The following is a 5,168-nucleotide window of genomic DNA, read 5'->3' on the forward strand; positions in this document are numbered from 1 at the left end:
CAGGCCCAGGCCCGCGGCACGGCCGGCCTCGAGCACGCGGCGCGACTGCGCCTCGGTGAACGCGCCGCGCTCGCAGAACACGTCGATCCACTGCACGTGTTCGCGCACCGCTTCGAGCATGGGGCCGACGACTTCGCCGACGTAGGTCTCCGGGTCGGCACCTGGCGGGACGAGATGCGCGCCGAGGAAGGTGACGTCGCCGACGTGGCGCGCGGCCACCTTCGCGGCCTCGGCCTCGGAGGCGACGTCGAGGCCGTAGCCGGTTTTCGTCTCGAAGCTGGTGGTTCCACCGGCGTGGCCTGCGGCGACGCGCTCGGCCACCAGGGCGTCGAGACGCGCCGTGCTCGCCTGTCGGGTGGCCTCCATGGTTACCGCGATGCCGCCGGCGGCGTAGGACTTTCCCGCCATGCGGGCCTCGAACTCGTCCGCGCGGTTGCCGTCGAAGACCATGTGGGTATGGGAATCCACCCAACCGGGTAGCACCGCGCGCCCGCCGAGGTCGACTGTCTCGTCGGCGGGCGGGGCCTGGTCAGCGGGGCCGACCCACTCGATGAGACCGCCGCGGGTGAGAAGGGCGGCGTCGTGAAGCGTGCCGAGCTCAGAGACGGTGCGCAGCTCCGAGATTCCGGTAAGGAGGGTAGCCATGGTGCGCACCCTAGTCGCGTGCCGTGAACTTCATCGGGATGCGCACGCCGCGCTCTTCGGCCACCTCGTGTGCGCGGGTGTAACCGGCATCAACGTGGCGGATCACGCCCATGCCCGGGTCGTTGGTGAGCACAGCCTTCAGCTTCGCCTCGGCGAGCTGCGTGCCGTCGGCCACCGTGACTTGGCCGGTGTGGATGGAGCGGCCCATGCCCACGCCACCGCCGTGGTGGATGGACACCCAGGTCGCCCCGCCGGCGACGGCGGTCATGGCGTTGAGCAGCGGCCAGTCGGCCACGGCGTCAGTGCCATCCAACATCGCCTCCGTCTCGCGGTAGGGCGAGGCCACGGAGCCGGAATCGAGGTGGTCGCGGCCGATGACGATCGGCGCTTTGACCTTGCCCTCCTTGACCAGGTTGTTGAAGATCACCCCGGCCTTGGCGCGCTCGCCGTAGCCGAGCCAGCAGATGCGCGCGGGAAGGCCCTCGAACTCGACGTACTCCTCGGCAGCGTCAAGCCAGTGGTGCAGGTGCTCGTTGTCGGGGAAGGCGTCCTTGATCGCCTGGTCGGTGACCTTGATGTCTTCCGGGTCGCCGGACAGCGCCACCCAGCGGAAGGGGCCGAGGCCCTCGCAGAACAGCGGGCGGATGTAGGCGGGCACGAAGCCGGGGAACTCGAAGGCGCGCGTGTAGCCGGCCTTGCGGGCTTCGTCGCGGATCGAGTTGCCGTAGTCGAAGACCTCGGCGCCTGAGTCCTTGAACTCGACCATCGACTGGACCTGGGTGGCCATCGCCTCGCGTGCCTTCTTGGTGAAGGTCACCGGGTCGGCGGCCGCCTCGGCGTGCCACTCGTCGACGGTGATCTCGGTGGGCAGGTACGCCAGCGGGTCGTGGGCGGAGGTCTGGTCGGTGACGATGTCCACGGTGAGCTCGCCGGCGCGGTGGCGGCGCAGCATCTCGGGGAAGACCTCGGCGGCGTTGCCGACGAGACCGACGGACAATGCGCGCCGCTCTTTCTTGGCCTCGGTGACCAGGCGGATTGCCTCCTCAAGGTCCGTGGTGACGGTATCGAGGTAGCGTTTTTCCTGGCGGCGGCGCAGGCGGGACTCGTCGACATCAACGATGAGGCAGACGCCGCCGTTGAGGGTGACGGCGAGCGGCTGCGCCCCGCCCATGCCGCCACAGCCGCCAGTCAGCGTCAGAGTGCCGGCCAGCGTGCCGTCGTAAAGCTTCTTCGCCACGGCGTAGAAGGTCTCGAAGGTTCCCTGCAGGATGCCCTGGGTGGCGATGTAGATCCAGGACCCGGCCGTCATCTGGCCGTACATCATCAGACCCTCGTCCTCGAGCTGCCGGAAGTGCTCCCAGTTGGCCCAGTCGCCGACGAGGTTGGAGTTGGCGATGAGCACGCGCGGGGCCCACTCGTTGGTCCGCCACACGCCAACGGGCTTGCCGGACTGCACCAGCAGCGTCTCGTCGGGCTCAAGCTCGCGCAGCGTATCGACGATCGCATCAAACGCCTCCCAGCTGCGCGCGGCGCGCCCCGTTCCGCCGTACACGACGAGGGTGTCGGGGTGCTCCGCGACTTCGGGGTCGAGGTTATTGTGCAGCATGCGCAGCGGCGCTTCGGTCTGCCAACTCTTGGCGGAGATGTCGGTGCCGCGCGGCGCGCGCACCTCACGTGCGCCCTCGGCCCAGTTCTTTTCGCTCATCGCGCTTCCCTTCCGTGCGTGGCTACGCTGCAGCGCTGCTCGCCTTGTTGCGTCGGGCCGGAGTCCCGGGGCTGTCCCCGCCACAGCAAAGCGAATCGCGCCACACATTGCGTGACATTGGTCATGTCTGGGATCGACGGTAGCGGGCGCGATCGTGGCGGTTAAGGGCAAAAACTGGGCAGGTGTCTCACATGCGAGACACCGGCGCGGAGTGGTTGGGGTGGGCTAGCGCAGCGCGCCGACGACCGCCTCTACCGCCTCGACGTAGGATCCGTCCTTCACCAGGGCCACCGAGTGCTCAATCTCGGGAGAGAGGTAGCGGTCGGTGCCCGGGCCGTCGACACGCTCGCGCAGCACGTCGATCGCCGCCTTCGTGCCCGGCGCCGGGGCGGCGCCGCGCATGTCGATCGCCCGTGCCGCGGTGAGGATCTCGATGGCGAGAACGCGCTGCAACCCGTCGACGCTGCGGCGCAGCTTGCGCGCCGCCGACCAGCCCAGCGAGACGTGGTCCTCCTGCATCGCCGAGGACGGGATCGAATCCGCCGAGGCCGGATTCGCGTTGCGCTTGAGCTCACTGACGATGCCGGCCTGCGTGTACTGCGCGATCATGTGCCCGGAATCAACCCCGGGGTCATCCGCAAGGAAGGCGTTGAGCCCGCGGTTGCGTGCGGTATCGAGGAAGCGGTCCGTGCGGCGCTCGCTTATCGACGCCAGGTCCGCAACAACAATGGCCAAGAAATCCAGCGCGTAGGCCACCGGCGCACCGTGGAAATTTCCATTCGAGGTGACCCGACCATCCAGGGCCACGACGGGGTTGTCCACGGCCGAGGCGAGCTCGCGGTTGGCGACGAGCTCCGCGTGCGCAATGGTGTCGCGGAAACCGCCCGCGACCTGCGGGGCGCAGCGCACCGAGTAGGCGTCCTGGACCTGCTTCTGCTTGAACTCGGCGGCAGCGGCCCCAAGGATCTCCGAGCCGTCGGCCACCGCGCGGATGTTGGCGGCCGCGCCGGCCTGGCCCGGGTGGGGACGCAGCTGCTGGAGATCGTCGGCGAAGACGGTGAGCGTGCCGGTCAGCCCCTCCACCGTCATAGCCGTGGCGATGTCGGCCACCTTGGCGGCCTCGCGCAGGTCCTCAATAGCCAGGCAGAGCTGGCCGAGCATGCCGTCGGTGCCGTTGATCAGTGCCAGGCCCTCCTTCTCTTTGAGGGCGAGCGGTGCGATGTCCGCTGCGGCCAGTGCCTCGCCGGCGGGGACGATCTCCCCGCCTTTGACACGCACCTCGCCCTCGCCGAGCAGGGCCAGGGCGCAGTGGGCAAGCGGTGCGAGGTCGCCGGAGCAACCGAGCGAGCCGTACTCGCGCACGACCGGGGTGATGTGCGCGTTGAGCACGGCGGCGTACGTTTCCACGACCACCGGGCGCACGCCGGTGCGCCCGGTGCACAGGGTGGACAGGCGCAGCAGCATCAGTGCCCGGATGACCTCCTGCTCGACCTCGGGGCCGGAACCGGCGGCGTGGGAACGCACGAGCGAGAGCTGCAGCTGGGCGCGCATCGCCTCGGGAATGTGGCGGCGGGCAAGGGCACCGAAGCCGGTGGAGATGCCGTAGACGGGGGTCGGGTCGTTGGCGAGTTCCTCGATGCGGTCGCGGGTGGCGGCGACTTCGGTGAGTGCGGCCGGGTCGATCTCGACGGAGGCACCGTGGCGGGCGACGGCGACGACTTCGTCGATGGTGAGCGCGCCGATTCCGACGGTGACGGTGGAGGGGTACGTGGTGGTCATGGCTGTCCTTTGCGTTTTAAGAATGCGTACGTGACTTGAGCCCTCACCGGGCTCGATGTAGTTGAAACGCGCGACAGCCAGACGCGACGAGGAATAAGTGTAGCCGGTGGGTGGGGTGGGGCGCTAGGGGGTTAGGCCTGTAACGAACCTAAAGTCGATTCCAATTTATCCAACACCTTGGAGGTCGGAAGGCGCTCCAGAAATGATCGCAGGTCCCGGTCGAGCATGGAGCCGAGGTCTAGGCAGGATTGATGGCATTCGCGTGGAGTTAGCCGGGTTTCAGTGCCGGTTATTGGAACGCCTTTCGGGGCCACAGATTCATGGTGGGCAATTCTGTTTCTGATCTGTCTCACGGGGAACACTTTCGTATATACCCACTGGCGGGTGAGGCCTTGATTCTCAAAGTCGGGGTCTTGCCGGCGGGCAAGACTTCGAGCCCCAGGGAAGACTTGGTTCAATGCTCTAGCGGTCCAGATTCTGTCGTGGTTAGCCCGGTCAAATGGTGCGGGAAGCGCGGTTGTGTCTCCTTTATCCAGCATGTTTGTCCATGTTCGAAACATTGACGCGGCAACGACTCGGCCACCTAATCTACTGTTCCGCACCGCATTTTCAGAAGTGAACCTCCTAGGCAGGCTCTCCCACGACTCAGAAATATTCTCTCGCACGCGGTTGTCGAATCCTATTTCGGCCCTTGAATACCAGTCATCGCCGTACCTTTTGGTCAAATAATGGCTTATTGAGTTACGCAGGGCTACTTCGAGGTAGGAAATGTCCTGGAAAAGGTAGGCGCTCAGTCGGCGATCTAGCACGTAGATTTCACACGCCAGATCCCTGCAGTTCCACGTCATTTCCATATACGGTCTGAGGCGGTCTTCGGATATCCATTCGGTCTTCACTAAAGCGTGCACTTGATCCCCCGAGATATTGAAAATTTTTCCTTGCGTCTATACAATTCACACTGTAATCCCCTCGCGCGACAAGTCACCCGTTCAGCGGACTGGCTGCGGAGGGGTTTTTCGGGTTAAGGGTCAAAAAGTGT

3 protein-coding genes are annotated in these 5,168 nt (G+C 66.2%); all 3 read right to left on the bottom strand.

Annotated features, from left to right (window positions below):
• On the bottom strand, positions 1 to 645 hold a 645-nt coding region (locus tag HMPREF0298_RS06780), incomplete at its 3' end, for an amidohydrolase family protein (RefSeq protein ID WP_006840388.1).
• A gap of 10 nt (positions 646 to 655) precedes the next feature.
• On the bottom strand, positions 656 to 2,350 hold the full coding sequence (locus HMPREF0298_RS06785) for a urocanate hydratase (protein ID WP_006840389.1): 1,695 nt from the start codon (positions 2,348 to 2,350) through the stop codon (positions 656 to 658).
• Between the two features lie 225 nt (positions 2,351 to 2,575).
• Positions 2,576 to 4,129, bottom strand: coding sequence for a histidine ammonia-lyase (gene hutH, locus HMPREF0298_RS06790; RefSeq protein ID WP_006840390.1), 1,554 nt, complete (start codon positions 4,127 to 4,129; stop codon positions 2,576 to 2,578).
• Between the last annotated feature and the right edge of the window lie 1,039 nt (positions 4,130 to 5,168).

Source organism: Corynebacterium lipophiloflavum DSM 44291, from assembly GCF_000159635.1.
Lineage (GTDB): Bacteria > Actinomycetota > Actinomycetes > Mycobacteriales > Mycobacteriaceae > Corynebacterium > Corynebacterium lipophiloflavum.

Excerpts from the sequence above, each read along its gene's own strand:
- HMPREF0298_RS06785 (WP_006840389.1), bottom strand. The coding sequence starts at position 2,350 with ATGAGCGAAAAGAACTGGGCCGAGGGCGCACGTGAGGTGCGCGCGCCG.
- hutH (WP_006840390.1), bottom strand. The coding sequence starts at position 4,129 with ATGACCACCACGTACCCCTCCACCGTCACCGTCGGAATCGGCGCGCTC.